Origin of the sequence: Candidatus Berkiella cookevillensis (assembly GCF_001431315.2) — a bacterium.
Lineage (GTDB): Bacteria > Pseudomonadota > Gammaproteobacteria > Berkiellales > Berkiellaceae > Berkiella_A > Berkiella_A cookevillensis.
This window is the reverse complement of record NZ_LKHV02000001.1, coordinates 19,196-44,859: the sequence shown is the minus strand read 5'-3', so window position 1 is coordinate 44,859 and position 25,664 is coordinate 19,196. Positions and strand designations below refer to the sequence as shown.

The 25,664-nt window shown below is 39.9% G+C and carries 23 protein-coding genes; 8 read left to right on the top strand and 15 right to left on the bottom strand.

Annotated features, from left to right (window positions below):
- Positions 1-93: 93 nt before the first annotated feature.
- The 3 genes from CC99x_RS00190 to CC99x_RS00180 are packed head-to-tail and all read right to left on the bottom strand — an operon-like array spanning position 94 to position 2,647.
- Positions 94-429: a J domain-containing protein gene (locus tag CC99x_RS00190; protein WP_057624441.1), complete on the bottom strand. Its 336-nt coding sequence runs from the start codon at positions 427-429 to the stop codon at positions 94-96.
- Positions 426-1,880 (bottom strand): hypothetical protein, encoded by a 1,455-nt coding sequence (locus CC99x_RS00185; RefSeq protein WP_057624440.1) that lies wholly within the window; start codon positions 1,878-1,880, stop codon positions 426-428. Before CC99x_RS00185 ends, CC99x_RS00190 begins: the two co-directional genes overlap by 4 nt.
- A gap of 56 nt (positions 1,881-1,936) precedes the next feature.
- Complete coding sequence (locus tag CC99x_RS00180; protein ID WP_158003206.1) at positions 1,937-2,647, bottom strand: ComFC family protein; 711 nt, start codon at positions 2,645-2,647, stop codon at positions 1,937-1,939.
- A gap of 78 nt (positions 2,648-2,725) precedes the next feature.
- Here CC99x_RS00180 and bioB point away from each other — a divergent pair, with 78 nt between their 5' ends.
- Both bioB and bioC read left to right on the top strand, forming a co-directional pair.
- Positions 2,726-3,721, top strand: a complete 996-nt coding sequence (gene bioB, locus CC99x_RS00175; protein WP_200953445.1) for a biotin synthase BioB — start codon at positions 2,726-2,728, stop codon at positions 3,719-3,721.
- On the top strand, positions 3,711-4,550 hold the full coding sequence (bioC, locus tag CC99x_RS00170) for a malonyl-ACP O-methyltransferase BioC (protein ID WP_057624437.1): 840 nt from the start codon (positions 3,711-3,713) through the stop codon (positions 4,548-4,550). The genes bioB and bioC overlap by 11 nt, the downstream gene beginning before the upstream one ends.
- A 325-nt stretch (positions 4,551-4,875) precedes the next feature.
- Here the strand turns inward: bioC and CC99x_RS00165 are convergent, their stop codons facing one another.
- From CC99x_RS00165 to CC99x_RS00155, 3 genes are all read right to left on the bottom strand, one after another.
- The gene (locus CC99x_RS00165; RefSeq protein ID WP_057624436.1) at positions 4,876-6,495 is read right to left on the bottom strand and encodes an ABC-F family ATP-binding cassette domain-containing protein; all 1,620 of its coding nucleotides are present in this window, start codon (positions 6,493-6,495) and stop codon (positions 4,876-4,878) included.
- Positions 6,496-6,822: 327 nt separating this feature from the next.
- The gene (rmf, locus tag CC99x_RS00160; protein ID WP_057624435.1) at positions 6,823-7,014 is read right to left on the bottom strand and encodes a ribosome modulation factor; all 192 of its coding nucleotides are present in this window, start codon (positions 7,012-7,014) and stop codon (positions 6,823-6,825) included.
- A gap of 306 nt (positions 7,015-7,320) precedes the next feature.
- Positions 7,321-9,363, bottom strand: a complete 2,043-nt coding sequence (locus CC99x_RS00155; RefSeq protein ID WP_057624434.1) for a M3 family metallopeptidase — start codon at positions 9,361-9,363, stop codon at positions 7,321-7,323.
- A gap of 95 nt (positions 9,364-9,458) precedes the next feature.
- Between CC99x_RS00155 and gorA the strand changes: the two genes are divergently transcribed.
- Positions 9,459-10,805: a glutathione-disulfide reductase gene (gorA, locus tag CC99x_RS00150; protein ID WP_057624433.1), complete on the top strand. Its 1,347-nt coding sequence runs from the start codon at positions 9,459-9,461 to the stop codon at positions 10,803-10,805.
- Positions 10,806-10,837: 32 nt separating this feature from the next.
- Positions 10,838-11,377 carry a gamma carbonic anhydrase family protein gene (locus CC99x_RS00145; RefSeq protein WP_057624432.1) on the top strand — a complete coding sequence of 180 codons (540 nt, stop codon included), beginning with the start codon at positions 10,838-10,840 and terminating at the stop codon, positions 11,375-11,377.
- A gap of 261 nt (positions 11,378-11,638) precedes the next feature.
- Here the strand turns inward: CC99x_RS00145 and CC99x_RS00140 are convergent, their stop codons facing one another.
- From CC99x_RS00140 to CC99x_RS00100, 9 genes are all read right to left on the bottom strand, one after another.
- Positions 11,639-12,346: a polysaccharide deacetylase family protein gene (locus CC99x_RS00140; RefSeq protein ID WP_057624431.1), complete on the bottom strand. Its 708-nt coding sequence runs from the start codon at positions 12,344-12,346 to the stop codon at positions 11,639-11,641.
- Positions 12,347-12,361: 15 nt separating this feature from the next.
- Positions 12,362-12,676 (bottom strand): hypothetical protein, encoded by a 315-nt coding sequence (locus CC99x_RS00135; protein ID WP_057624430.1) that lies wholly within the window; start codon positions 12,674-12,676, stop codon positions 12,362-12,364.
- Between the two features lie 2 nt (positions 12,677-12,678).
- Positions 12,679-13,506 carry a shikimate dehydrogenase gene (aroE, locus tag CC99x_RS00130; protein WP_077065397.1) on the bottom strand — a complete coding sequence of 276 codons (828 nt, stop codon included), beginning with the start codon at positions 13,504-13,506 and terminating at the stop codon, positions 12,679-12,681.
- Between the two features lie 97 nt (positions 13,507-13,603).
- Complete coding sequence (locus CC99x_RS00125) at positions 13,604-15,040, bottom strand: hypothetical protein (protein WP_057624428.1); 1,437 nt, start codon at positions 15,038-15,040, stop codon at positions 13,604-13,606.
- Positions 15,041-15,215: 175 nt separating this feature from the next.
- The gene (gene hemF / locus CC99x_RS00120; RefSeq protein WP_057624427.1) at positions 15,216-16,136 is read right to left on the bottom strand and encodes an oxygen-dependent coproporphyrinogen oxidase; all 921 of its coding nucleotides are present in this window, start codon (positions 16,134-16,136) and stop codon (positions 15,216-15,218) included.
- 63 nt (positions 16,137-16,199) lie between these two features.
- Entirely contained in the window at positions 16,200-18,488 is a 2,289-nt protein-coding gene (gene topA, locus CC99x_RS00115) for a type I DNA topoisomerase (RefSeq protein ID WP_057624426.1), read from the bottom strand.
- 40 nt (positions 18,489-18,528) lie between these two features.
- Positions 18,529-19,008 (bottom strand): Smg family protein, encoded by a 480-nt coding sequence (locus tag CC99x_RS00110; RefSeq protein ID WP_057624425.1) that lies wholly within the window; start codon positions 19,006-19,008, stop codon positions 18,529-18,531.
- Positions 19,009-19,013: 5 nt separating this feature from the next.
- Entirely contained in the window at positions 19,014-20,192 is a 1,179-nt protein-coding gene (dprA, locus tag CC99x_RS00105; RefSeq protein ID WP_057624424.1) for a DNA-processing protein DprA, read from the bottom strand.
- 54 nt (positions 20,193-20,246) lie between these two features.
- Complete coding sequence (locus CC99x_RS00100; RefSeq protein WP_057624423.1) at positions 20,247-21,335, bottom strand: LysM peptidoglycan-binding domain-containing protein; 1,089 nt, start codon at positions 21,333-21,335, stop codon at positions 20,247-20,249.
- A gap of 142 nt (positions 21,336-21,477) precedes the next feature.
- Here CC99x_RS00100 and def point away from each other — a divergent pair, with 142 nt between their 5' ends.
- Genes def through trkA form a run of 4 tightly spaced genes read left to right on the top strand, consistent with a single transcriptional unit; the run spans position 21,478 to position 25,660 of the window.
- Positions 21,478-21,975, top strand: coding sequence for a peptide deformylase (def, locus tag CC99x_RS00095; protein ID WP_057624422.1), 498 nt, complete (start codon positions 21,478-21,480; stop codon positions 21,973-21,975).
- Positions 21,976-22,004: 29 nt separating this feature from the next.
- Positions 22,005-22,934: a methionyl-tRNA formyltransferase gene (gene fmt / locus CC99x_RS00090; RefSeq protein ID WP_057624421.1), complete on the top strand. Its 930-nt coding sequence runs from the start codon at positions 22,005-22,007 to the stop codon at positions 22,932-22,934.
- Between the two features lie 6 nt (positions 22,935-22,940).
- Positions 22,941-24,242, top strand: coding sequence for a 16S rRNA (cytosine(967)-C(5))-methyltransferase RsmB (gene rsmB, locus CC99x_RS00085; protein WP_057624420.1), 1,302 nt, complete (start codon positions 22,941-22,943; stop codon positions 24,240-24,242).
- A gap of 44 nt (positions 24,243-24,286) precedes the next feature.
- Complete coding sequence (gene trkA, locus CC99x_RS00080; protein ID WP_057624419.1) at positions 24,287-25,660, top strand: Trk system potassium transporter TrkA; 1,374 nt, start codon at positions 24,287-24,289, stop codon at positions 25,658-25,660.
- Positions 25,661-25,664: the final 4 nt, after the last annotated feature.

Genomic DNA, 25,664 nt, shown 5'->3' with positions numbered 1-25,664 from the left:
ATGCATATCATGCCCAGTTTTTTACAGAAACACAACTAATGCGCTTCATCAAAAGCAGGTAACTTATCACCAGAACAACAGGAAGAAAATAAATTAACCTTTAATTTTACTCACTTCTGCATAGATCCAATGGCTGCGAATCGCATCTGGCGTGTGAGACGATAACACACTCTCTTCTAGAATTTTTAACTCTTTGGCAATTTCCTCATAATGATCAATGAGGTATTGATAAGCTTCTTGCACCAACCTTACCCTATCCGCCAATGATACTTCATCCGCAATCCAACCCTTGATATGTCTATCTGGATGAAACTTCATAATGAGTCGATTACGTGAACGTCGAATATCTTCTCGGGTTGCCGTGAGCGGTAACCCTAAAATGCGATAGTAGCTGGTCACCACTTCAATATCAAATTGTGTGGCTGTCATAAATCTTTGCCTTTCAAACGGATATCTTCATGTTGAATTGTCAGATCTGTGGGTGCAAATGAGTCAAAAACGAAACCATTTTCAAGTGGAAAAATTTGCGATCGCGTTAAAACTTCTAGCTTTGCGGTTATATTTGGATTTTTTGCCAATGCGACGCCACTGGTTTTCACAATAATGCTACCTTCTATATGCGTGGGTCCAAAACTTAAACATGAATCCAAACTATCCAGCACTCTCTCTGCTGTAATCTGGCCAAAAGAAAGTTGGAAAAGATAATGTTTGAAAACAATTTGATCACTCAAAGACCAATGATTAATATTAATCTGCTCAAGTAGTTCATATATTTTTCTCTTGTTTTTAATATACTCACTTAAGGCATAGAGTGGTATCGAACGATTCAGAATACCGGACATAACATACTGATACAATATCTGTGCAGCATTTTCAGAAGTAGAGAAATCATTAATCGGCAAAGATAATCCTTTTGTATCTTTAGGCTTCGTTTTTGTAATCTGTTGTCTAAAATAAGAATAGGGAATGAGCTGCTTTAATATATCAAGCGTTGCTTGTGTTGTTAAGCCGAAATATTGTGTTAAGCAAGATTGCTTTTCTTCATGTGTCGTTGTCCACTCAGAACTACCGAACAACATCCATTTTAGTCCTTTATTTTCCGGTAATAAAAGATGCAAAATAACGTGCTGCGCGCCTTCTAATTTACTTTTTTCTGAAACACAATAATCAATCTGTAAGGTTCCATTATCAGACATGCCGCGCCATTGTGATTTTGTTTCTACCGATACTTCATTTTCTTGTGCAGCAGAAAGATATAATTCATTTTTAAATACCTCTATCCCTTCTTTATTTCGAATCAGAATTTTTAATTTAAATGCAATATTTGCTTTTGGTAAAAAGAGCAAAATTTTATTTCGATAGTACTCGCCTTGTGGAAGCACCGCTAAGTCTTTGCCTTCTAAGATTTGTTCTCGTGTATAGCGATAACAAACTGAATTCAACGTAGTATAAAATCCTGTGGATAATTTTTGAAATATTTGCTCATAATCTACTCGGCACATCTTATCCTGCAAAAGTGGATATTCATTGTCTACGAGATCTTTGACCCAAACCTGTGCCTTGGATAACTCAGGGCTTTGTGCATTCGCAACAAAACCATTTAAAGCAATGGGGATAGCAAACCAAGGATTCAGATCATAATCAAGCGCAGGATCTGTGAAGCCTAATACAGGTATTTCCAGCTCAAAAACACAGCCATGCGCCTTATTCAGTAACGACATAACATCCGCAATATCTAAGGCATAAAGCTGATTTTTTAAATGTGGCAAACGACTTTGAAAACGAAAAAACTCTTCTATTGTTGGCAGTTCTGCAAAATGTCCATAATGAAAACCAAATTTAGCATTCAGTGGCAAGCTTCTTTGTAATCTGATTGACATATATCACTCTTTATTATCCCTCTTATCTAAAGAATTAGCACAAACCAATGCACTTTTCACAATGAACGGCAAATGACCCACGCCTCTACATACTCAACACCCTGTGCTTTCAATTGTTTTGCAACACAGCGCAAGGTTGTACCCGTGGTATAAACATCATCTATCAATAGTACCCGCTTGCCAGAGAATGAGCTAGAGAGCTTAAAATCAGTATATTTAAGATTATGCTCACGTTGCTGTTTATTCAAATCAGATTGGCTTTTCGTATCCCGCTCTTTGTACAAAACATCTGTATATAATGGGATTGCCAACTGCTTAGAAAGCCCTTTCGCTATTTCTATGCTTTGGTTATAGCCTCGTGCCTTTAAGCGCTCCTTCGCAAGCGGAACCGCGATAATCGCATCCATACAAAAATTAGGTTCAAAATGCGCAAGAAAGTACTGAGCAAATAACCGTGCAGGATATAATTTTTGCTGAAACTTAAGGTTAAGCAAAAATTGCTTAATAGGGCGTTCATAACGAAACAAAGCTTTCAAATGATCTAAGTCGTGCCTCTTCCCTAAACAAGCCCCACACAGCAAAGCATCCACAAGAGGATAAGCACAATGCTGACAAGCCTCTCTTAGCCAGGGCAACCACTGACAGCAAGTATCACATATTTCTGTATTATTTGTGTTTGTTTGATAACAAATATGGCAAGTATTGTCTATCGATGATTTACAAAAGCCAACTAAGTTCTGTATAATTTTTGACCACTTGTTCACCATTCCACACTCGCTCATTGAAGTTTCAGTTAATAAATTTATGATGCTAGCCACATCAAAATGAACTATGTAAGCTGCACTATGACACATACTCCTACTTGGTCTCTTCAGCAGGTATTTGATTTATATCAATTACCATTGATGGATTTGCTGTTTAAAGCGCAAACTATTCATCGGCAGCATTTCAATCCAAATGAAATTCAAGCCTCAACCTTGGTCAATATTCAACAAGGCGGATGCCCAGAGGATTGTAAGTGGTGTGCACAAAGTGTACATCATAATACTAAAATTGAAGTTTATCCGCTCATGAAAACGGATGAAGTACTTCATAAAGCAAAACAAGCTAAAGCAATGGGTGCAAGTCGCGTATGCTTAGGTGCTGCATGGCGCAAACCTACGGCCTCGCAATTAGGCAAAGTTAAAGAAATGATTGCCACTATTAAATCTCTCGATCTAGAAGCCTGCGTAACACTTGGACAATTATCAACAGAGCAAGCGCATGAATTAAAGGATGCTGGTTTAGATTATTACAATCATAATTTAGAATCTTCTCCTGAATATTTTGCAGAAATGACAACCACTCGGAACTACGAAGATAGACTCAGAACGATTCATAATGTACAAACAGCTGGTTTGAAGACCTGTTGCGGTGGCATTGTCGGTATGGGAGAAAGCATTGAAGATCAAATGACGTTGCTTATGAATCTAGCCAATTTATCACCTCAGCCCAAAAGCGTGCCTATTAACAATTTAACTTCTGTGGTCGGCACACCGCTCGAACATCAGAACCAGAAACCAATTGGTGATATTGCCTTTATTCGTTTAATTGCTGTGGCCAGAATTATGATGCCACAATCCTATATTCGACTTTCATGTGGTCGAGAAAGACTATCAGATGCAGCACAAGCATTGGCTTTTTTCGCAGGTGGGAATTCATTCTTTTTAGGCGAGAAATTACTGACCGTTAATAATAGAGATCAGGTTGCAGACAAAGCTTTACTAAAAAGTCTTGGCATGCAATTTGATAATCAAACAGCTTATATTCCAACACAGGTTTGCGTACAGCATGCAGAATAGTAAAAAAGAAGTTATTGCCTCTTTTAATAAGGCAGCCTTTCAATATGAAGCACATGCCTTTGTACAGAATGTCATTGGCGCTCGCTTAATAGAGAGACTTGGTTTTATCACAAGCTCTTTTACAGATATCTTAGATGCAGGATGTGGCACAGGTCATTTCTTACAACAGCTTAGAAAGCTTTATCCAAAAAGCAATATAACGGGTGTAGATATTGCACAAAAGATGCTGGCTCAAGCACAAAGTAAAAAAAATGCCTGGCTTCAAAAAAAACCTGTTTATGTACATGCCGATATTGAAACCTTGCCCTTTGATGATAATCAATTTGATTTAATTTTTTGTAACCTTGTTTTGCACTGGTGTGATCTTGGGCGTGCGCTGGAGAGTTTTAAACGTGTATTAAAGCCAGGTGGCATGCTACTCTTTACCATACCAGGGCCTGATACTTTATTTGAGCTGTTTAAGGCCTTTGAGAAAATAGACAATTTCTCTCATGTGAATTCATTTTCAGATATGCATGATTATGGCGATCATTTGCAAAAATTACAGTTTCAAAATGTAGTCATGGATATGGAAAAAATTATTTTCGAATACGAGAGCGTATGGCAATTACTCAAAGATTTGAAATACACCGGCGTAAGGAATATTCATCAAAACCGTAGACAACAGATTACCCCACGCTCACATTTAGATAAGCTCTCAGAAACCTATAGCCAACAAGACAATAAGTATCCTGTTACTTTTGAAGTCATTTTTGGCCATGCGATCTGCCCTATCAAAAAAGAGCAACGCATCAAAAATTGTATTCCTCTAACGGTTGTGCCGGCTTAAGGGCGATGATCTGAAGACAAATATCTAGGCTCTATCTGATCTTTACAAAATTTTTATACTAAAAAAATGAACGAAGTGAATGATTATCTTCCCTTGATGTCAAGGGAAGAGGCTCGCTTTAGTGAGCAGATGGATTTTTTTAATCTTTGCTTTTAAAATCCCCCGCCGCAAGCGGCTGCCCCCTTTGATAACAAAGTGGGCGTAGGGTGCTTCGCACCAAATCACATCTTTTATATAAGTGCTAATGTTTTATCGAATCCCAGAAATTGCTTAAGTTGACGCCTATGAGTTTTCACTGGCATAACAGCTGCGAAGCCTATGCTTACTATTTCTTAGCAAGAAAACTCTGGGAAAGATAATCCTCTCCATAATATTTTAAGAATTGATTATAAGTCCCTTTGTAATCTTTGTAGCCTGTTTCAGACAATGCGACAACTCGATTAACAATCTGTCCAACGAAGTGGCGATCATGGCTCACCAGAATCAATGTACCTTTGTAAGCTTTTAAAGCTTTAATCAATGCCTCAATGCCTTCAATATCCAAATGGTTCGTAGGCTCATCTAAGACCAAAACATTTGGTTTTTCCAGCATCATTTTAGCAACGAGAAGTCGAGCAGCTTCACCACCGCTGATATGTAAGATATTGCTCTCAACCTCTTCTTTGACAAACAATACTTGGCCTAATACATTACGAATACTGGCGCTTGACTCTTTGGGGCATTGCTGTGTTAACCACTCTAAGACACTCATGCTTTGGCTTAATTGTTCATGATGATCTTGTGCAAAGTAGGATACATGCGTTTCATAGCCCCATTCGCTCTTTCCTGAAGTAGGTTCTAAAGCTTGCATTGCTATTTTTAAGAGTGTTGATTTACCAATTCCATTATGTCCAATAATAGCAACTTTTTCATCTTTGTTTACAGAAAATGAGACATTGTTTAAAACATTCTTTTCACCATATGTTTTGACAACTTTGTCTAGCGTTAACACTACTTTCCCAGAAGGTCTTTTGCATTCAAAATGGAAATTTGGGCTCATTCTGGAGCTGTTTTTAATGTCTGGCAGCTCTATTTTTTCCATCATTTTAACGCGTGATTGTGCTTGACGGGCCTTGCTTGCTTTTGCACCAAAACGCTCAACAAATTTTTGCATATGCGCCAACTTGTCTTCTGCGTATTTTTTCTCACTCAATTTTTGTTCTGCAATTTCTTTTTTCTTCACCAAAAAAAGATTATAGTCACCCACATATTCTCTGACTTCACCATAATCAATGTCTAATACATGTGTAGATATTTTATTTAAGAATTTAATATCATGCGAAACAAAAACTAATAAACCTTTAAATTCATTAATCAGATAAGCCTCTAACCACGCAATGGTCATGATATCCAAATGGTTGGTCGGTTCATCTAATAATAAAATATCTGGCTCTTCAAATAAGGCTTGTGCCAAAAGAACCCGCATCTTATAACCACCAGAAAGCGTACTCAGTGTATCAAAATGTTTTGATTGTGGTATGCCTAAACCTTCCAGCAGAATATGTGCAAGGCTTTCTGCCGCATAGCCATTGTAATGCGCAATCGTTTCTTCTAAGTGCCCAAGCTGATCCGCTGAAGCATCTGTCCAAGGTGCATTGAGTAAAGCATCTTTATCGGCAAGAGCCTTCCATAACTCACTTTTACCCATTAATACAACATCAATAATTCTATTTTGTTCATAATGAAAATGATCTTGCTTAACCCAACCAACCTGTTTACTTTTGGTGATAACAATTTCACCTAAGCTGGGCGATTCTTCTTGCATCATTAAACGTAGCAGAGTACTTTTACCCGTACCATTAGCGCCTACAATAGCGTAGCGATTACTTTGGTTTAAGAGCAAATCAACGCCTTCAAATAACAACTTGCCGCCGTATTGAATGGCGAGATCTTTAATAAAAATCATTTTAAAAATTTCTTACAAAAGGATAAATTATATATTTTTAATCTGTCTTGGCGCAAGGCAATAAAAATATATTTGAGTTTCTTAGCTGTAATCTAGATTGATTAAATTTAAGCATGGTTGTGGGTATCCCCTTCACAGATAAATCTTCGGTGTTGTTGGCTTCGCGTATCTCACAATAGTCATGTATTTTGTATACACTCCTATTGCTCGAACGCTTGCCGCCTAACCGACATTGTGCCCTTTACGGGTAAGAATCATCTGTTGTGGGTATATATCAAAAAAAACCCCCAAATCTGGGGGTTTTTACTACCTTCTTTGCGTCCATGATTAGAGAAAATTGTCCGCTAATCTGTAGCCCGCTACATATGCAGCGTGGCCCTCCCTCCAACCACTCATCCATTTTTCTCGTTCATCAATTAACGATTGGAAAGGACAATTTTCTTTAGGGTGACCATGCACCCCTTGTTGATAACCTTGTCTAAAAGCGCGTTCCGTTTTACTGCGTTTTGCTCTTTTCATAATAAACCTCACGATTGCCAGAATGTGACATAGGACGAAAGACAGGTTTGCAGGAAGGTAGTTTTTAAGTAGCTTTAACATGATTCCAGAATGTATTTCTTATTTTTACTTTTTCATTATATGTTTTTATAACCAAAATAGAAAGTGAACCAACACATATCCTCTCTCAGTGGTACTCAAACAAAATTCAATGCATCCTACTTTGAATATGGCAGCGGAAAAGACAAAGCACAAGCTGCCCAATGATCCATGCTGCATAGAATAGGGGCTTAAAAACCCCTTTCTACGGCTTCAGATGATAATCATTCATGAAACCAACAATCCATAATCCTCTAACAAATAATCAATTTTATGTGCTCTACCCCTAAAAAGCCTAAACAAGACCTCAGGCTCCTCAGAACCACCTTTTTCCAAAATATGTTGCATGAAAGCAGCGCCCACTTGTGGGTTAAATAAACCCTCCTCTTTAAAACGAGAGAAGGCATCACTGGCCAAAACTTCAGCCCAAAGATAACTGTAATAACCCGCACAATAACCACCCGAGAAAATATGTGTGAAACTGTTCTGAAATCGGTTATAGGATGCTGCTGGCACAACCGCAACCTTTTTTCGCACTTCATCTAAAATTGTTTGCACTTGATTTTTCTGCTGACTATCAAATTCTAAATGAATGCGAAAATCAAAGAGCGCAAATTCAATCTGTCTAGCAATATGCATACCAGAGAGAAAATTCTTTGTCCTCAATAGCTTATTAAACATTTCCTCCGGCAAGGGCTTTTGATCTTGATAGTGAGAAGAGATAATCGGTAGTGCCTCTTTTTGCCAACACCAATTTTCTAAAAACTGACTCGGTAACTCAACAGCATCCCATGGCACACCGCTGATACCAGAAATATCTAGGTGATCAATTTGCGTCAACATATGGTGAAGGGCATGACCAAACTCATGAAACAAAGTCACTACTTCATCGTGCGTTAATAATGCAGGTTCATCTCCCATACCTGGGCGAAAATTACAGGTTATATAGGCAACTGGCGTCTGTAAACTTGCATCTACTTTTTTTCGACGACCAATGGCATCGTCCATCCACGCACCTTGACGTTTTTTAGGGCGTGCATATAAATCTAAATAGAACTTACCTCTTAAGAGATTATCCTTATCAATCACCTCAAATAACTGCACACTGTCATGCCAGGCATCAAAAGAATGAATCGGTTTAACACTAATGCCAAAGGTTTTATTGACAATTTTAAACATCCCTTCTATTACTTTATGCGCAGGAAAATAAGGTCTTAATTCTTCTTGAGAGATAGAAAATTGCTCTTCACGTAATTTTTCCGAATAAAAACTGGTGTCCCAAGGTTGCAAGCGATCAATATTATCTTGTTTTTTTGCATAGGTTTCTAATTCATTTATCTCTTTTTGGGCAAATGGCTTTGCTTTCAACGCTAACTCTTCAAGAAAACTCATAACAGCATTGACAGAAGGTGCCATCTTTTTCTCAAGCGAATAATGCGCATAAGTAGGATAATCTAATAACTTTGCAAGTTCATCTCGAATCTTTAAAATGCTCACAATAATAGCACTATTATCAAAGTTACCTTTTGAAGGCCCTTGATCAGAGGCGCGTGTGACATAGGCCTCATGCATTGTTTCTCTTAATTTCCTATCCTTCGCATAAGTAGCAATTGCATAATAACAAGGAAAATCCAAAGTTAATCGATAACCAGACACCTTGTTTTCTGTGGCTTTTTGAGCAAAAAGTGCCAAATCAGCCTCAGGCACACCTGCTAGTTTTGCACTATCCTCAATATCCATATGCCAATGATCGGTGGCATCTAATACATTGTCTTGGAACTTACTTTCCAATTCTGACAGTTGCTTTTTTAAAGATTTAAATTGCGCTTGTTTTTCAGGAGATAAGGCAATACCTTGTAATTTAAAATCCCGCAAAGCATTTTGAATCACTTTCTTTTGAGCACTGTCCAAATTGGAAAATTCTGGAGCATTTTTTATTGCTAAAAAAGCTTCATATAAGGCTTTGTTTTGTCCCACTTGGGTTGAGTAATCGGAAATTTTAGGCAAACATTCGTTATATGCTTTTCTTAAAGCTTCTGAACTCATGACAGCATTTAAATGCCGAACGGGAGACCATGCTCGGTGCAATCGATCGTCTAATGCTTCTAAGGGCTTAATCAGATCAGCCCAAGTTTTTGGCTGCTCTGTGGTTAGTTTTTCTATTTTTTTTAAGTTATCATCTAAAACATTTTCAATAGCTGGCATAATATCTTGCACATTAATGGATTTGAAAGGTGGTAATTCATATTCAGTTAGCAAAGGGTTAGACATTCAATGCTCCTTATTTTTTTGTATGGGTGACAGTGCTCATAGAATAAGATTAACATACCCACCAAGATCTACGAAGTCCTTAATAAGTTATAAAAATGCCAAATACCTTTGATTTAATCATACTCGGCGGTGGTTCAGGTGGAATTGCGACAGCCAATCGTGCAGCAGAATATGGGGCAAAAGTACTGCTGATTGAAGCAAGCCTCATAGGTGGAACCTGCGTCAATGTTGGCTGTGTTCCTAAAAAAATCATGTGGATGGCTAGTCAGCGATACAGCCAAATCCAAACAGCAAATGGCTTAGGCTTCACGGTGCTTAGTCCTCAATTAGATTGGCAAACTTTAATAGAAAAGCGACAAGCCTATATCCACAAATTACATGCAGGCTATGAGAAGAAACTTAAAAATAACAAAGTGATTGTGCAAAAAGGTAAAGGCCGTTTTCATAACACAAATACTATCGACGTTAATGGCACACGCTACAGTGCCCCCCATATTCTAATTGCCACAGGCTCACAACCTGCCTGGCCCCAAATCCCTGGATATAATTTAGGCATCGACTCTGATGGCTTTTTTGAACTAAAAGCCTTGCCTAAGCGTGTTGCAATTGTCGGTGCAGGTTATATTGCAGCCGAATTAGCCGGCATGCTGCATGGCTTTGGTTGTGATGTTTCTTGGGCATACAGAAGCGATCGCGTCTTAAAAAACTTCGATGCGATGTTAAGCAAAAATCTATTAGCACAATACCAAAGCAATGGCATAAACATATATCCAGAACACACGCCACGTGCACTCAAAGAAAATGCGGATGGACTGATATTAGAATGTGAAAATCAAAAAGATCTCCCCGCTGTTGATTGTCTTATCTGGGCAATCGGTCGCAAGAGCAATATCAATGATCTACAACTTGAGAAAAGTGGGGTTTTAGTTGATAAAAAGGGTCTCATTCAAGTGGATGCTTATCAAAACACTTCTGTTCCAGGCATTTATGCTGTTGGAGATGTTGCTAGCACATGGCAATTAACGCCTGTTGCAATTAAAGCAGGTCGCCAATTAGCAGAGCGCTTATTCAATCATAAAATCGATGCTAAGGTTGATTATTCCTTGATACCTACCGTGGTCTTCAGTCATCCTCCTATTGCAACGGTTGGCATGAGTGAAGCACAATCCCGCCTTCAATATCCAGACGATATCAAATGCTATGAAGCTCAATTCACGCCAATGATAGCAGCTTTTTCTCCGCATCCGTCAACTTGTTGCTTGAAACTTATCACTCTGCAATCAACCGGCAAAATCCTGGGTTGTCATATGATAGGAGAACAAGTAGATGAAATATTACAAGGCTTTGCGGTTGCTATAAAAATGGGCGCAACAAAGGCTGATTTTGATGAAACTATTGCCATTCATCCAACCATTGCAGAAGAATTAGTCACATTAAGATAGCACCCATAAAAAATTAAAGGTACGACAAGACCATGAATACATATAATATCCGTTCTTTTCAAGGCCATCAGCCAGCCATCGATCCCAGCGCATATATTGATCCCATGTGCACCATTATTGGAGATGCCCATATTGGCAAAGACAGCTCTGTTTGGCCGCATGTATCTATTCGAGGCGATATGCATCGCATTCGAATTGGCGAAGGAACAAGCATTCAAGATGGCTCGGTTATCCATGTCACACATGCCAGTAAGTATAATCCCGCAGGTTTTGCTACCACAGTAGGAAATTTTGTAACCATTGGACATAAAGTAACACTGCATGGTTGCACCATTCATGACTACTGTATCATCGGCATGGACTCCATTGTTTTAGACGGTGCGGTGATTGAATCACAAGTTTTGCTGGCGGCAGGTAGCTTAGTCGCACCTAATAAAGTACTGAAGGGTGGCTACTTATGGGCAGGGCGTCCTGCTCAAATGAAACGTCCACTTACCGAAGAAGAGCTAAGCTTTTTTGAATATAGCGCAAAAAATTACATTAAATTAAAGAATCAGTATTTGACAGGCTAAAGTTTTTTTCTATCAGAATTCCCGATGAGTGAAACGAATCCAAACACCTCTACCAATTCTGCTACGAACTGCACACATTTTATTTAAACAGTAGAATAGGTTGTGTCATGCCAGCGAAGGCTGGCATCCAGGATTTATCTTGATTAGCAGTATTCAAAGCTTGTTCTACGTTTTCCTTTAGTAGTTCAATAAAGCATTAAAAAATTAATTCTTGATATGTATTAGATGCCAGCCTTCGCTGGCATGACAATACAAATCACTTTAATGGAAGACAGATTGCGCAGGCCCCATCTTCAACAACTCCTGTACCACAACAAAGCGATAACCTTGTGCTTTTAAGCTTTCTATCAGCATTTCTGTTGCCTCAACAGTTGTTTGTCTATGTTTACCACCATCATGCAAAGTAATAATAAATCCTGGTCGTACACGTTTCATAATGCGATCATGTATTTCTTTGGCGGGCGGTCCTTCCCAATCTCTCGGTAAATAGCTGAACAATACATTTTTCTTATTCAAATTTCCAACTGCTTTTTGAATATTATCAGATACTTGTCCATAGGGTGAGCGAAAGGTAATTTCCCCTTCATAACCTTGTTTGCGAATTAATTGATCCACTTGGGAGATATCATTTTCAATTTGTTTCACTGATTTTTTTTTCAAATGATCATGATGCATAGTATGATTACCAAGCTCATGTCCTTTTTTAATAATATTTTTTACAATATAAGGATAGGTTTTTACATTAACACCCATCAGATAAAATGTAGCCTTTACTTGGTGTTTATCAAGAATTTCTAAAATCTGCTCGGTATACGGTGTCGAAGGCCCATCATCAAAAGTCAAAGCAACTACTTTTTCCGTTGCTTTGATAAATCGAATGGGTTTCTCTTGCTGTGCACATGCAGACCATGACAACAACGTCATAAATAAGATCTGTATTCCTAGAAAAATAACTGATTTCCCTTTCATATTGTTCCCTAATGTTTAAAGAGTCGATATCTCATGAGGAATCTCTCCCCATATTTTTGACAGCACCTTTTCGAAAATGACACTACCAAACTGACTGCCGTACTTTGCATCAAAGTACTGATAGGCATCAACAGCCCAAATGGGAAACGCTCGCCCTCCCAAAGAGAAGTTTTGATCTGCTTCATGCGCATCAAAAGAGGCAATAATTGATTTAACTTTGGCAATATCTTGTGCCTGTGTTTCCCAGTCTTTGCTGATTTCTTTTTTGTAGCCTTCAAAATCAGTGCGCTTAATATGATCCATTTCTGCGCGTGTTAATAATTTTTTCATCTTCACTCTCTCGATCGTAATTGCTGATAAACCGGCTTGCTGTCCGGCATGCGATCAAACCACAGCGCAAAGCTTAAAGCTGCCTGCTCCACTAACATACCCAAGCCATCATCCACGCTTTTTGCGTGATGAGACAGTGCCCATTCCATGAAAGGTGTTGATAAACCATGCGCATAGGCTAAATCAATCACAATGCTGTTTTTTAGCCACGCATTATCCAAAGGGGGTAATTGCTGATGTAAACTACTGCTGGTTGCATTAATGATAATATCAAATCGCGTCTGATGGATTTGCTGATTCAACGCTACATAAGATAATAACTCTAAACGAGGATATTTTTTTAGATCCTGCGCTTTTTCTAAATCGCGATTAACGACCGTCAGAGGCTGCGATACATTTTTCTCCAAGACATCGATGAGTGCTCTCGCAGCGCCACCTGCCCCCAACAATAAAACCCGAGCCGGTGCAATATCAATGCTCGTATATTTCTGCAAATATTGTAGAAAACCTTGGCCATCTGTATTTTCACCAAACCACTGCTGAGTGCTGGGATCCCACTTGAGTGTATTTAAGGTGCCCGCTGTGCGTGCGCATGGAGAAAGTTGAGGGATCAGCGCAAAGGCTTCTTGCTTCAACGGCGCCGTAATATTGGCTCCCATACCGCCTGCACTTGAAAAAATACTCAGTGCTTCTGCTAATGTACCAGCAGGTGTTAATACTTTCTGATAATCAATATCCAAAGCAAACTGTCGCGCAAATTCAATATGAATGCGAGGGGATAGGCTCTGATGAATGGGATCGCCAAAAACAGCTAGTTTGGTCTGCGTAATAATCTGTCATCTCCACAGAAAAAAGATGTGATTAGTTTAACGAAACTAGCTGTGGCAATCTACAAGTTGAAAAACCAACTTTCCAGAAAAATGGTGCTTATCTAAGTCTATTTACTTCAGAGCACGCGACTACATTTTCTGGATTGATGGTGCCAGGCAAGGCAATGGCATGCCCAGGTCCATAGATAGGTTGTTGCTCAATGAGATAAGCTTGAAGCTGTCCAGCATGAAATACAGCCTCAACTACGTCATCGGCTTGCGGTTCTACCCCGCCACTGTGTTGCGCTGCTTGCGCTTGTGCAATCAAAGCATCTATCTCTGACGCGGATAAAATCGCCATCAATTCTGGATGCTGATACTTTAGCATAGCAATAATACGCGCTATACTCGTCATACTTGGATTTGTGAGTAATACATCGATAGAACCTCGGGCTTGTGTTTCAGGCTCCAAACGCCCCCCCGCGATATAACGACTGATAGATTGTACCCCCGTATAAATACTGTAAGCATTCATACACACAGAAGCAGCACATGCGCCTACCATGGGCATCAGCACATAAGGAATAAGACTCACGGGTACCAAAAAAATGAGTAAAGCCCCTTCAGCAAAAGGCAAAATAGCCCTTCTTGTTAAATCGAAGGTATCCACAGCAGGTTTTAATATAGACACAGACGTGTATGCATTCATGGCACTATACATTGAATTAATTGGCATGCCTGTCCACGTATCAAACATTTTATGTACAAACATAGCAAGACGTAAGGGTGAGAATGCAATGAGCTTTAAGCCAGTCATAAAGGAAAAACCCCAAACCTTAAGTGCTCGCCCCACACTAAAATCATATTGATTGCCTGCATGCGCTATCAATTGTAATTGCGACCAAGCATTCTCGAAATTTTGTGAAACATTATTATGACTACTTCTTCTATAAAATAATCTTAAATCAGTGGATAATAATTTTATTTTATCAAAAAATGCTTGCGTTTTTTCAGCAAAAGACAATTTAGTATTTGAATTCAAAGCAGTTTCTAATTGCGTATTGAGCAATACCTTATTTCCTATGGTATTTGAATCTTGAATAAGTCCTGCCAACCACCTAATCACCTCTATCTTCGCAATCTTCAAAGTAGCAATTTCAGCTCTTTTATAAGAATAGTGTAAATGTGCTGGATCAATGAATAAATCTTGCACAGTGATATTCATACTTTCAATTTTTGAAGTTTGGATTTCTCTAACATAGGCACTTACATTTTGCGCATATGAAAGAAAATATCTACCTAAAACGGTATTTATATCATTGTGAATTACAAAATTTATTCCATCGCGAATGATGGCATCTTCACTCAAACCATCCCAATTACCACTCATATCCAAGACGGCAGAATTAAAATGATCGCTTATTTTTCGACGCAAATAATTGTCTGTCCAACAAAACGGCTCACCTTTGGATCTTGCCTTGGGCGCAATATTCTCTAATAATTGTTCTTGAATTCGATTTATGTTTTCTTGCTTTAATGCTTCTTCTAAAGACATTTGGTCTATCCTAGCAGATAAAGGGGAGGAGGATAGTAGCACAACTAAATTTAGTTAGAAACAGCAATAAGGAAAAAACACTGATTATTTCAGCAATAAAAAAGTGTACCTACATGCATACACCTTTCTATGAGCTTAATTTTAGAATTTTTATATGAATATTTTTTGAAAAGAATTAAACCCAATCTCTAGCCTGAAGAATATAATCCGCAAGCTTGGCCTCGGGTGTATGAGCCTCAGGCTGCCATTGATAGCCCCATTTCACATCGGGTGGCAAGGACATTAAAATAGACTCTGTACGACCTTTGGATTGAAGACCAAAGAGCGTCCCTCTATCATAAACTAAATTAAATTCAACATAACGCCCCCGCCTAAAGGCTTGAAACTCTCTCTGATGAGCGGTATATGGCATATCTTGCCTTTTCTGAATGATCGGTAAATAAGCTTCTATAAAACCATGCCCTACATTTTGCAAAAAGGCGAAACATTTTTCAAAATCCCACCCCCACATAGACTCATTTAAATCATCAAAGAAAAGCCCACCGATCCCACGATGCTCATTACGATGTGGCAAGTAAAAATACTCATCTGCCCATTGTTTATACTTAGGGTACACCGTCTCACCAAAAGGTTCGCACACAGATTTTGCAACTTGATGCCAGCTAACACAATCCTCTTCAAAGGCATAATAAGGTGTTAAGTCAAAACCCCCACCAAACCACCAAATAGGCGCTTGCGCTTTAGGATAAGCGACAAACAGACGAATATTAAGGTGTGCGGTGGGCACAAAAGGATTGAGCGGGTGAATGACGGAAGAAACACCCATTGCATCAAAAGAAGCATTGGCCAGTTCAGGTCTTATTTTTGAAGCACTGGCGGGCAGATTATCGCCAAAAACGTGAGAGAAGTTAACCCCCCCTTTCTCAATGACAGCGCCAGACAACACATTTGTTCTGCCACCACCACCTTCTACCCTTTCCCAACCATCAGAAATAAAGCGCGCCGATGCTTCAGAATGCTCCAATCCTTTGCATAATTGATCTTGAAATTGCAGCAAGAATGCTTTTACTTCGGATATTTTTGCTTCGAAATTCATCTACGACCTGCTTAAATTGATTACGCTTTTTCCTGCAAAGAAAAAAGCGCGGTTACTACTTATTTATTCTTCCGGCGCTTCTAAGGGTTCGCTAAATTTACAATCTTTTTGCGGACATACTCTTTCTACGCCATTTTTCTTCGTGGTCTTTGTCATTGTGATTGGCCAACTGCATTCAGGGCAGGCTTGATTCACCGGCGGATACCATAATGCATATTCACAATCTGGATATTTGGCACACGAAAAGAAGATCTTACCTCGTTTAGATTTTCGCTTTAAGATTTGGCCTTTCTTGCAAATAGGGCAAGTAACACCTGTGTCTTCCGGCTTTTCTAAGGGCTCAATAAACTTACAATCTGGATAGCTACTACAACCTATAAATTTTCCGTATTTGCCACTTTTTATGTTAAGCGCGCTGTTACACTCAGGACAAGATCTACCTTCTACCACTTGAGCGGCTGGCGCTTCTTCTGAGCTATTTTCTAAGCTCCGGGTATAATCACATTCAGGATAAGCGGTACAACCAACGAAACGGCCTCGTTTCCCTAAGCGAATCGACAATTGCGCATTACATTTTGGACATTGTTCATCCAATGGTTCTTGTGTCACATCCTGACGCTTAACATTGTCTCTAATTTCTTTGATCAAGCTAACAAAGGGTTGCCAGAAAGTTTCTAAGACGGGCTTCCAAGCTTGTTCACCTCGTGATACAGCATCCAATTCATCTTCTAAACTTGCGGTAAAACCATAATCTACGTATTTAGAAAAATACGTTGTTAAGAATCGATTGACAACACGACCTACATCCGTAGGATGAAAACGTTTATTTTCAATTTTTACATATTCGCGATGTTGCAAAGTACCGATAATAGAAGCATAGGTTGAAGGGCGCCCAATACCGTATTCTTCTAATGTCTTCACTAAAGTCGCTTCTGAAAAGCGTGGTGGTGGCTCCGTGAAGTGCTGCTCGCCCTTGATATCTTGCAGATTAATCTTATCGCCTTCTTTCATGATTGGCAGCGTTCTTTCTGCTTCTTGCGTACTATCGTCTTTGCCTTCTTCGTATACTTGCAAAAATCCTGGATCCGTTATGGTAGAACCATTGGCTCTGAATATATGGTTTTCCCCACATTTTAAATCGCAAGAGACAGTATCAATGGTGGCATAAATCATCTGGCAAGCAACTGTACGCTTCCAAATGAGCTGATACAGCTTAAATTGATCATCTGAAAGCTTAGCGCGGATAGACTCTGGCTCAATTCTGGCCGAGGTGGGTCGAATTGCTTCATGCGCCTCTTGTGCATTCTTAGACTTTGTCTTATAAACAACTGCACTGTCAGGTAAGGCCTTTTGACCATACTTCTCAGTAATAACTTCTCTTAATTCCTCAACAGCAACAGTTGCAAGATTCACCGAATCGGTACGCATATAGGATATCAATCCCACGTTTCCATCACCTAAATCAATACCTTCATAAAGCTGCTGTGCAGTGCGCATCGTGCGATTTGCAGTAAAGCCTAATTTTCGAGACGCTTCCTGTTGTAAGGTAGAAGTTGTAAAGGGTGGAGAGGGGTTGCGTTTACGCTTTTTCTTCTCAATCTTATCTACAATTAAAATCCCTTGGCTTGCTTGCTTGAGGATTTCAATCGCTTTTGCAGACATTTCAGCATTTGTGATAGAAAATTGCTTTTGCTTCTCTCCTGCTAAAATATGTAGCTTAGCTTTGAAGCTTTGTTCAGATTTTTCACAATGTGCATCAATGGTCCAATATTCTCGTGCAATAAAGGCTTCGATCTCTTGCTCTCTCTCGACTATCATGCGTAAAGCAGCGCTTTGCACACGTCCAGCAGACAGGCCTGGCCTAATTTTTCGCCATAATAAAGGAGAAAGGTTAAAACCAACGAGATAATCTAAAGCACGCCTTGCTTGTTGGGCATTAACCAAATCCATAGACAGCTCTCTAGATTCGTCAATAGCGCCAAGAATAGCTTGCTTGGTAATTTCATGAAAAACGACTCGACGGACAGATTTTTTATCATCCAAGAGCTTCTTTTCTTTCATTAATTCCACGATATGAAAGGCTATCGCTTCGCCTTCTCTATCAGGGTCAGTTGCGAGTAATAATTCAGTATGCGTTTTTAACGATTGCGCAATAACTTTTACATGATGAGCATTTTTTTCAATGATTTCATATTTCATCGCAAAATCGTTATCGGGATCAACCGCACCTTCTTTGGGAACCAAATCGCGGACGTGGCCATAAGAGGCCACGACCTGATAATCTTTCCCTAAATATTTCTTAATTGTTTTGGCCTTAGCGGGTGATTCCACTACGACGAGTCTATGACTCATGGTTTAAAATGCTCCTAACCTATTTTAGAGGGGCGGGGCGTTAATGAATAACGCCCTCTACTTCATCGCAAATTAATGCTTCTATAAATGCAAAATTGTCCTGGTATTGTGGACTATTCATCATGACAAGGCCAACGATACGTTTAAAGGCGGGTAAATTGATCTGCGGGGCTTGTATGGCCATGGCTCGTTCAATAATCACCTCCCTAGCAAGCACATCGATTAAGCCCATTTCTTCAAGCTGTAACAAATAACTTAAACAAGGAACCTCTAACTTACGACTTTCGGCTGCCGTAAATACACGTATGGCCTGACTGTGTAAAAGTGCTACAGCCTGTTGTGAGTGCTGTAACTCGGCTAATTCTCCGAGCCAGTCAAATGCTTGGGAGATTTCTTTTACATCAAAACCTGCTTCTTCTAATTCGCACGCCAAAGTCATTTCGTCCTCAGGCATTCCCTCCTCATAGATGAAGTAGTTATCGAATAAAAACATGAGTACATCAATCACATTCTCTTTCATAGTCGTCACCTATTATTCAGACGGATTATACCACCGGGTACCGATTTCACTTGTCCGTTTAACTCAAGACTGAGCAGTAAAACAGATACTTGTTGGGCCGATAATCCTGTTTGCTGGACAATTACATCAATGGGTGTACAAATATCCGACAAGGCCGCCATCAAGGTCGCTTCCATCGGATCTTGTGTATGAGAATGGATCTCCTCCTGTATAAATAATTGGTTTGAACCCTGGCTAATAGTGTCATTGAAGTTAATACTCGCATCACCGTGGAATTCAGTCAACACCGGCGCCAAGACTTCAAGCACCTGGTTAACGTCTTCAATACAGATAGCGCCTTCTCGTATCAACTGATGGCACCCCTTAGCAAGTGGGTTATGTATCGAACCAGGGAGTGCAAAAACTTCTCTCCCCTGTTCAATAGCATAGTTCGCTGTAATCAAAGAGCCACTTTTTTTTGCGGCCTCAACCACTATAATGCCATAAGACAATCCACTTATAATCCTATTTCTTCTTGGAAAATGTTCCTTTCTGGGTGGAGAATCAATAGGAATCTCAGAAACCAAAGCCCCATTTGCTAAAATACTCATAGCCAAAGGATGATGCTTTTTAGGATAAATCTCGTTCAAACCATTTCCCAAAACTGCAATTGTAGGGCTTTTGCCTTGCAATGCGCCTTTATGACAAGCACCATCAATGCCTTGCGCCAGACCACTGGTCACAATCAGGCCCCAATGAGAAAGCTGCTTCGCAAATTGGAAAGCATTTTCTAAGCCCTCTTGGGTTGGGTGCCTGCTACCCACCATCCCAATTTGAGGCTGCTCAAGCAAAGCGACATTCCCCTTTACAAAAAGCACGGGCGGCGGTGAGGGTATATGCCGTAACCGCTTAGGATAATCAGAATCTGTCAGCCTAAGAATATGGCAATCTGCTTTCAACGCCCAAGCCAAGTCTTTCTCTACCCCCTTCCAATCCATCTCTACTAATGGCAATCGATTCGAACGCAACCACTCCGTAAATTGCGCTGTGGGTCTATCGTTTATAAACCAATCACTCAAACACGCTGACAAGGCACATAGTTTTTTAAATTTCTGTGGTCCAAAACCTGGATAACGATTCAACGCCAACCAAAAGGGCAAATCACGCACTTTTACGTCTACTTCGACAGTGGTCTGCAATTTCATTTTGATATGTAACATCCTTAAAAATTCATGTGAGAAGACGAATAGTCACAGCACTTAGGGTTCGCCTACCTCATCTTTAAGATAAATAGGACGAGTCGCATTCATTACCAAGCCATAACTCACTTTATCAAAAACGCGAAAAACCACTAAACGCCCAATCTTTAAAGCGGGGAAATCATAAGATGTTTCTTTCTTATTCCGAATTCGGGTGGGCAAGTCTTTTTGTTTTTGATAGACCGCTAAAACATCGCCCACTTCTCTTAATTGATTTTTACCACCTGTCATCACAATCACTTGATACTGGCCAATCTGTGAAATACCATCAAACACAGAAATAATCTGCCCGGTAGGATCGCCATCGGGTGCTTTAGGGAAAAAGAAAGCATCTACTTGTTCTCGCGTTGGTTCAATCAGCTTATCTCCGACGCGTATTTCAGAATAGCTTTGCTTTAGAATCAAGGAGGTAGGATCCCCCATGAACTCTACTTGGGCATTACCTAAGATCAAGCCCTCAATACCAAGCACCTCATTACTTTTGGGATCTTTATAAAGTTTCTCAACCCGAAAGACAGAAAACATTTCCGTTGCAGAATGTGCATCTACCTTTGAGGCATAAATACGATCGCCCGCCCCCACAACCAAATGATCTTCATCCAAGGCAATCACATTCGGACAAAAATCCACATGTGCTTGAGAAATAACCTGAGAACGATTAAAGAAAGGTTGTATCACGCGGGTAGGCACCGTTGGAATTGCGCCCTCTGCGTCTCCCTCACGAATAGTAGGGCTTAGCTTAACAACACGTGTTCCTCCTTCCCAGTAAGCAGCATTCGGCGTCTTGCTACCACGTTCTAAGCTAAGCTTTGGCGTGCCGTTCGCATCATAGCTGAGTAAAATCTTATCACCCGGATAAATAAGATGGGGGTTACTTATGTTAGGATTTCTATCCCAGATTTCTATCCATCGCCAAGGTTCCTTCAAATAAATACCTGCTATCTCCCATAAGGTATCCCCTTTTTTAACAACATAAACTTCGGGAGCCTTTTCTTGTATCCAAGCGGGCTTTGCTTCAACGATGAAACAAAATCCAAGCAACACAACCGCTATGGTCAAAAATCTCTGTAGATAAACATATGTTGACACTCTCTGCCTCACTCACCTTTGTTTGCTAGCACACATAATCCTATCTCTGCTTCCTTTGAATTTACACTGATTACGCGCATCCCTCCACCACCCGTCGTGATATACTTTGCTCCGAATAGCAAAAAATTATTTAGGTTGATAAATGAGTGTTCTAAAAATATTGGTTTATCCAGATAAAAAATTACGCGAGATCACTGTCCCAGTCGTTGAATTCAATGCGCAATTGCAACAGCAAGTCGCCTCCCTATTTGAAACAATGTACGATGATGATGGCTGTGGCTTAGCAGCAAATCAGGTTGGGCTTACTGCAAGAATGTTTGTGATGGATACTTCACGTGATAAATCAAACCCAATCTGCATGATTAATCCTGAAATCACGCATCGCTCTGGCATTATTATGTCAGATGAAGGTTGTTTATCATTCCCTGGTGTTTATACCAGCGTTGAAAGAGCCGAACAAATTACAGTGACCTTTCAAGATGTAAAAGGTCAAAAGCAAGAATTATGCTTAACTGAGCTTGCCGCAAACTGCGTCCAACATGAGATGGATCACTTAAATGGCATACTGTTTATTGATACTTTATCAAAATTAAAGAAAGATCGTATGCTCCGAAAGCTAGCAAAATCTTTAGGCGCTTAAATATCCTAGTGTGAAGTGAATAGTTACTTATGAATATCGTTTTTGCAGGCACGCCTTTACTGGCAGCCCAACAATTACAAGCATTACTCGAGACGCACCATAAGGTTAGGGCTGTTTATACACAACCCGATAGACCCCAAGGCAGAGGATTAAAACTGACACCTAGCCCTGTCAAAATAGTGGCAGAGAAAAATGCACTCATTATTGAACAACCCACTACTTTAAAAAATTCAGATGCCATTACACAGCTTGCAGCTTACCAGCCGGATGTCATGATTGTGGCCGCCTATGGTTTATTATTACCTAAAGAAGTATTGGCCATACCCAAATACGGTTGTATTAATATTCATTTTTCTTTGTTACCCGCATGGCGGGGTGCTTCTCCTGTACAATCTGCCTTATTAAACGGTGATGCAAAAACAGGCGTCACACTGATGTTAATGAATGAAGGCTTGGATACAGGCGATATTTTGCAACAACTCGAAATAGCCATTGCAAAAGACGATACTACCGAGTCCTTATTTGAGAAATTAAGCAGCTTAGCAGCAGAATACATGAAGCACCATTTGGATGATCTGGTTAAAGCAATACCCATTCCTCAAGATAACCAGCATGCAAGTCATGCTCCCAAAATCCAAAAAAACCAAGCCTGTTTGGATTGGCAAGAAGATGCTTTTATTTTAGATAGAAAAATACGTGCTTATTATCCCTGGCCTGTCGCATTTATGCTGCATCAAAATAATCCGATTAAGATTTATCGTGCCATACCGCATAAGATGACACATTCACATGTGCCAGGCACTATTTTCAAAATATCGGATGAAAGCATTTGGGTAGCCTGCAAAGAAAATTGCCTTGAGATCTTTGAAATACAATTTCCCAGCAAAAAGCGGATTCAGATAAAAGAAGCCATGAATGCCAAACATGATATTTTTACGCTCGGACACCTTCTCGTATAAGATTTTATGAAAAAACAAAATTTACGTGCATTAAGTTGCTTATTGCTGCAACAAATTATTAAAGATAAAAAAACCTTTAGTGCTGATACTATTTTTCAACAATATCCCAATCTTTCTCCCTCTGATCACAATTTTACGGCGAGCCTAATTTTTGGTGTATTACGTTGGTTTTATTTATTGGAGCATATTATTAATAGCGCCATGGAAAAACCGCTAAAAGAAAAGGACTTTGATATCAAATTACTACTGTTAATTGGCGTCTACCAGCTCTATTTTCTCCATACACCACCCCATGCTGCTGTCAACGAATGTGTGAATGCTTGCCAAACCTTAAAAAAAATATGGGCAAAAGGCTTGGTCAATGCGCTCCTAAACAAACTAAGCAAACAAACCTTAGATGTAGAAGCTTATCCCATTCCCATTAGAACAGCACATCCCGTTTGGTTAATGAAAATACTCAAAAAAGACTGGGGCGATCGATACATCGATATTTTACAACAAAATAACCAACGTGCGCCTTTATCCATTCGCGTCAATCAACGCAAGATGTCGCGCACAGAATACAGCAATCTTTTGACTGAAGCGCACATAGACATGAATCCCATCGCCAGCAGTCCAGTAGGCTTACATTTGTCAGAGAACAGCAAAGTCTCTGCTTTGCCTGGTTTTAAAGAAGGTTTATTTTCAGTACAAGATGCAAGCGCACAATTGGCGGCTGAATTACTCGATATAGCCCCCAATCAAACCATTCTCGATGCGTGCAGCGCACCTGGCGGCAAAACAACGCATATCTTAGAAAAAGCGCCTGGTCCCATTACGCTTTTCTCGGTAGAAAAAAACAAATACAAAATTGCCCTACTGGAAGAAAATCTGGCACGTTTACAACTGCAATGCACACTGATAAATGCAGATGCCTCTGATCTTTCACAACATTGGCAAACACCTATTTTTGATCGTATTTTGCTCGATCCCCCTTGCTCTGGCACAGGCGTTATTCGACGTCACCCAGATATTAAACTATTACGGCAAGCGCAAGATATTGCTGCACTTGAACAACAGCAAGCACAGTTGTTACGCGCACTCTGGCCATTGTTAAAGCCAAATGGTATTTTGCTTTATTCAACATGCTCAATCTTAATGTCTGAGAACGAAGAACAAATAGCTGAGTTTTTCAACTCAAATCCTGATGCAGTCGCATGTCCCATTGAAGCGAACTGGGGAATCGAGTTACCCTACGGACGACAGATATTACCTGGCGAAGCAAATATGGATGGATTTTATTACGCTAAAATCAAAAAGGCTGGCTAGAAAATCAGAGGGGATGTTTCGTGATAGGGAGTGAGTAATCAGCAATGAAAATTATTATCCTCGGCGCAGGGCAAGTAGGCTCTACTTTAGCTGAGCATCTGAGCACAGAAGACAATGACGTCACTGTGATAGATATTGATGGAGAAAAATTATTATCTCTTCAAGAGCGCATTGATATTCGCACTGTCTGTGGTCCAGCAGCGTATCCCAGTATTCTGATGAGCGCAGGTGCAGAAGATGCAGATTTACTCATTGCAGTCACCAACTCAGATGAAACCAATATGATTGCCTGTCAAACCGCTTATTGCTTGTTCAGAACGCCAACCAAGATTGCGCGCATACGCTCAACAGAATATGCGGGATATAGTGATTTATTCGGCAATGATTCTTTACCCATTGATAAAATTATCAGCCCTGAACATCTGGTCATGCAACATATAAAACGTTTAATTGAACACCCAGATGCCTTACAAGTCGTAAATTTTGCAAATGGTCGCATTCAGCTCGCTGCTGTAAAAGCTTTTTATGGTGGCCCTTTGGTAGGACATGCCCTAGGTGATATGAAAAAACATATGCCTAAAGTAAATACCAAAATCGTTGCCATTTTTAGACGCAATAAAGCCATTATGCCAGCGCCAGATACCATCATCCAACCAGATGATGAAATCTTTTTTCTGGCAACACCCAAAGACTTAGATATTGTAATGAGCGAGTTGAGACATTTAGATCAACCTTATAAGCGCGTGATTATTGCAGGTGGCGGCAATATTGGTGCAAAGCTCGCTGAAGCACTTGAATCTGATTTTAATGTCAAGATCATCGAACATTCATTAGCGCGTACACAAATGTTAGCAACACAGCTGCGCAGATCGGTTGTGTTACACGGTGATGCTGCAGATAAGGAATTACTCTTAGAAGAAAATATACATGAAACAGATGTGTTTTGTGCTGTTACGAACCATGACGAAGCCAACATTATGTCTTCTATTTTAGCAAAACGCCTCGGCGCCCATAAAGTGATTGCTATTATTAACCGTCCTGCCTATGTGGATGTTGTTGAAGGAGGGGATATCGATATTGCCATCTCTCCACAGCAAATCACTTTCAGCTCTTTACTTGCCCATGTGAGACGTGGTGATGTTGTCAATGTACATTCATTAAGAAGAGGGGCAGCAGAAGCCATAGAGGCCATTGCACACGGTGACCAGAAATCATCTAAAGTCATTGGTAAAAAAATGGGTGAGATTAAACTACCCTGGGGTACAACCATCGGCGCAATTGTTCGTAATGAAGAAGTTTTTATTGCCGATGACAATCTCACCATTGCACCAGAAGATCATGTAATATTATTTGTTACTGATAAAAGACAGATCTCTGAAGTTGAGAAACTGTTCCAAGTCGGTATTACTTTCGTATAAGATA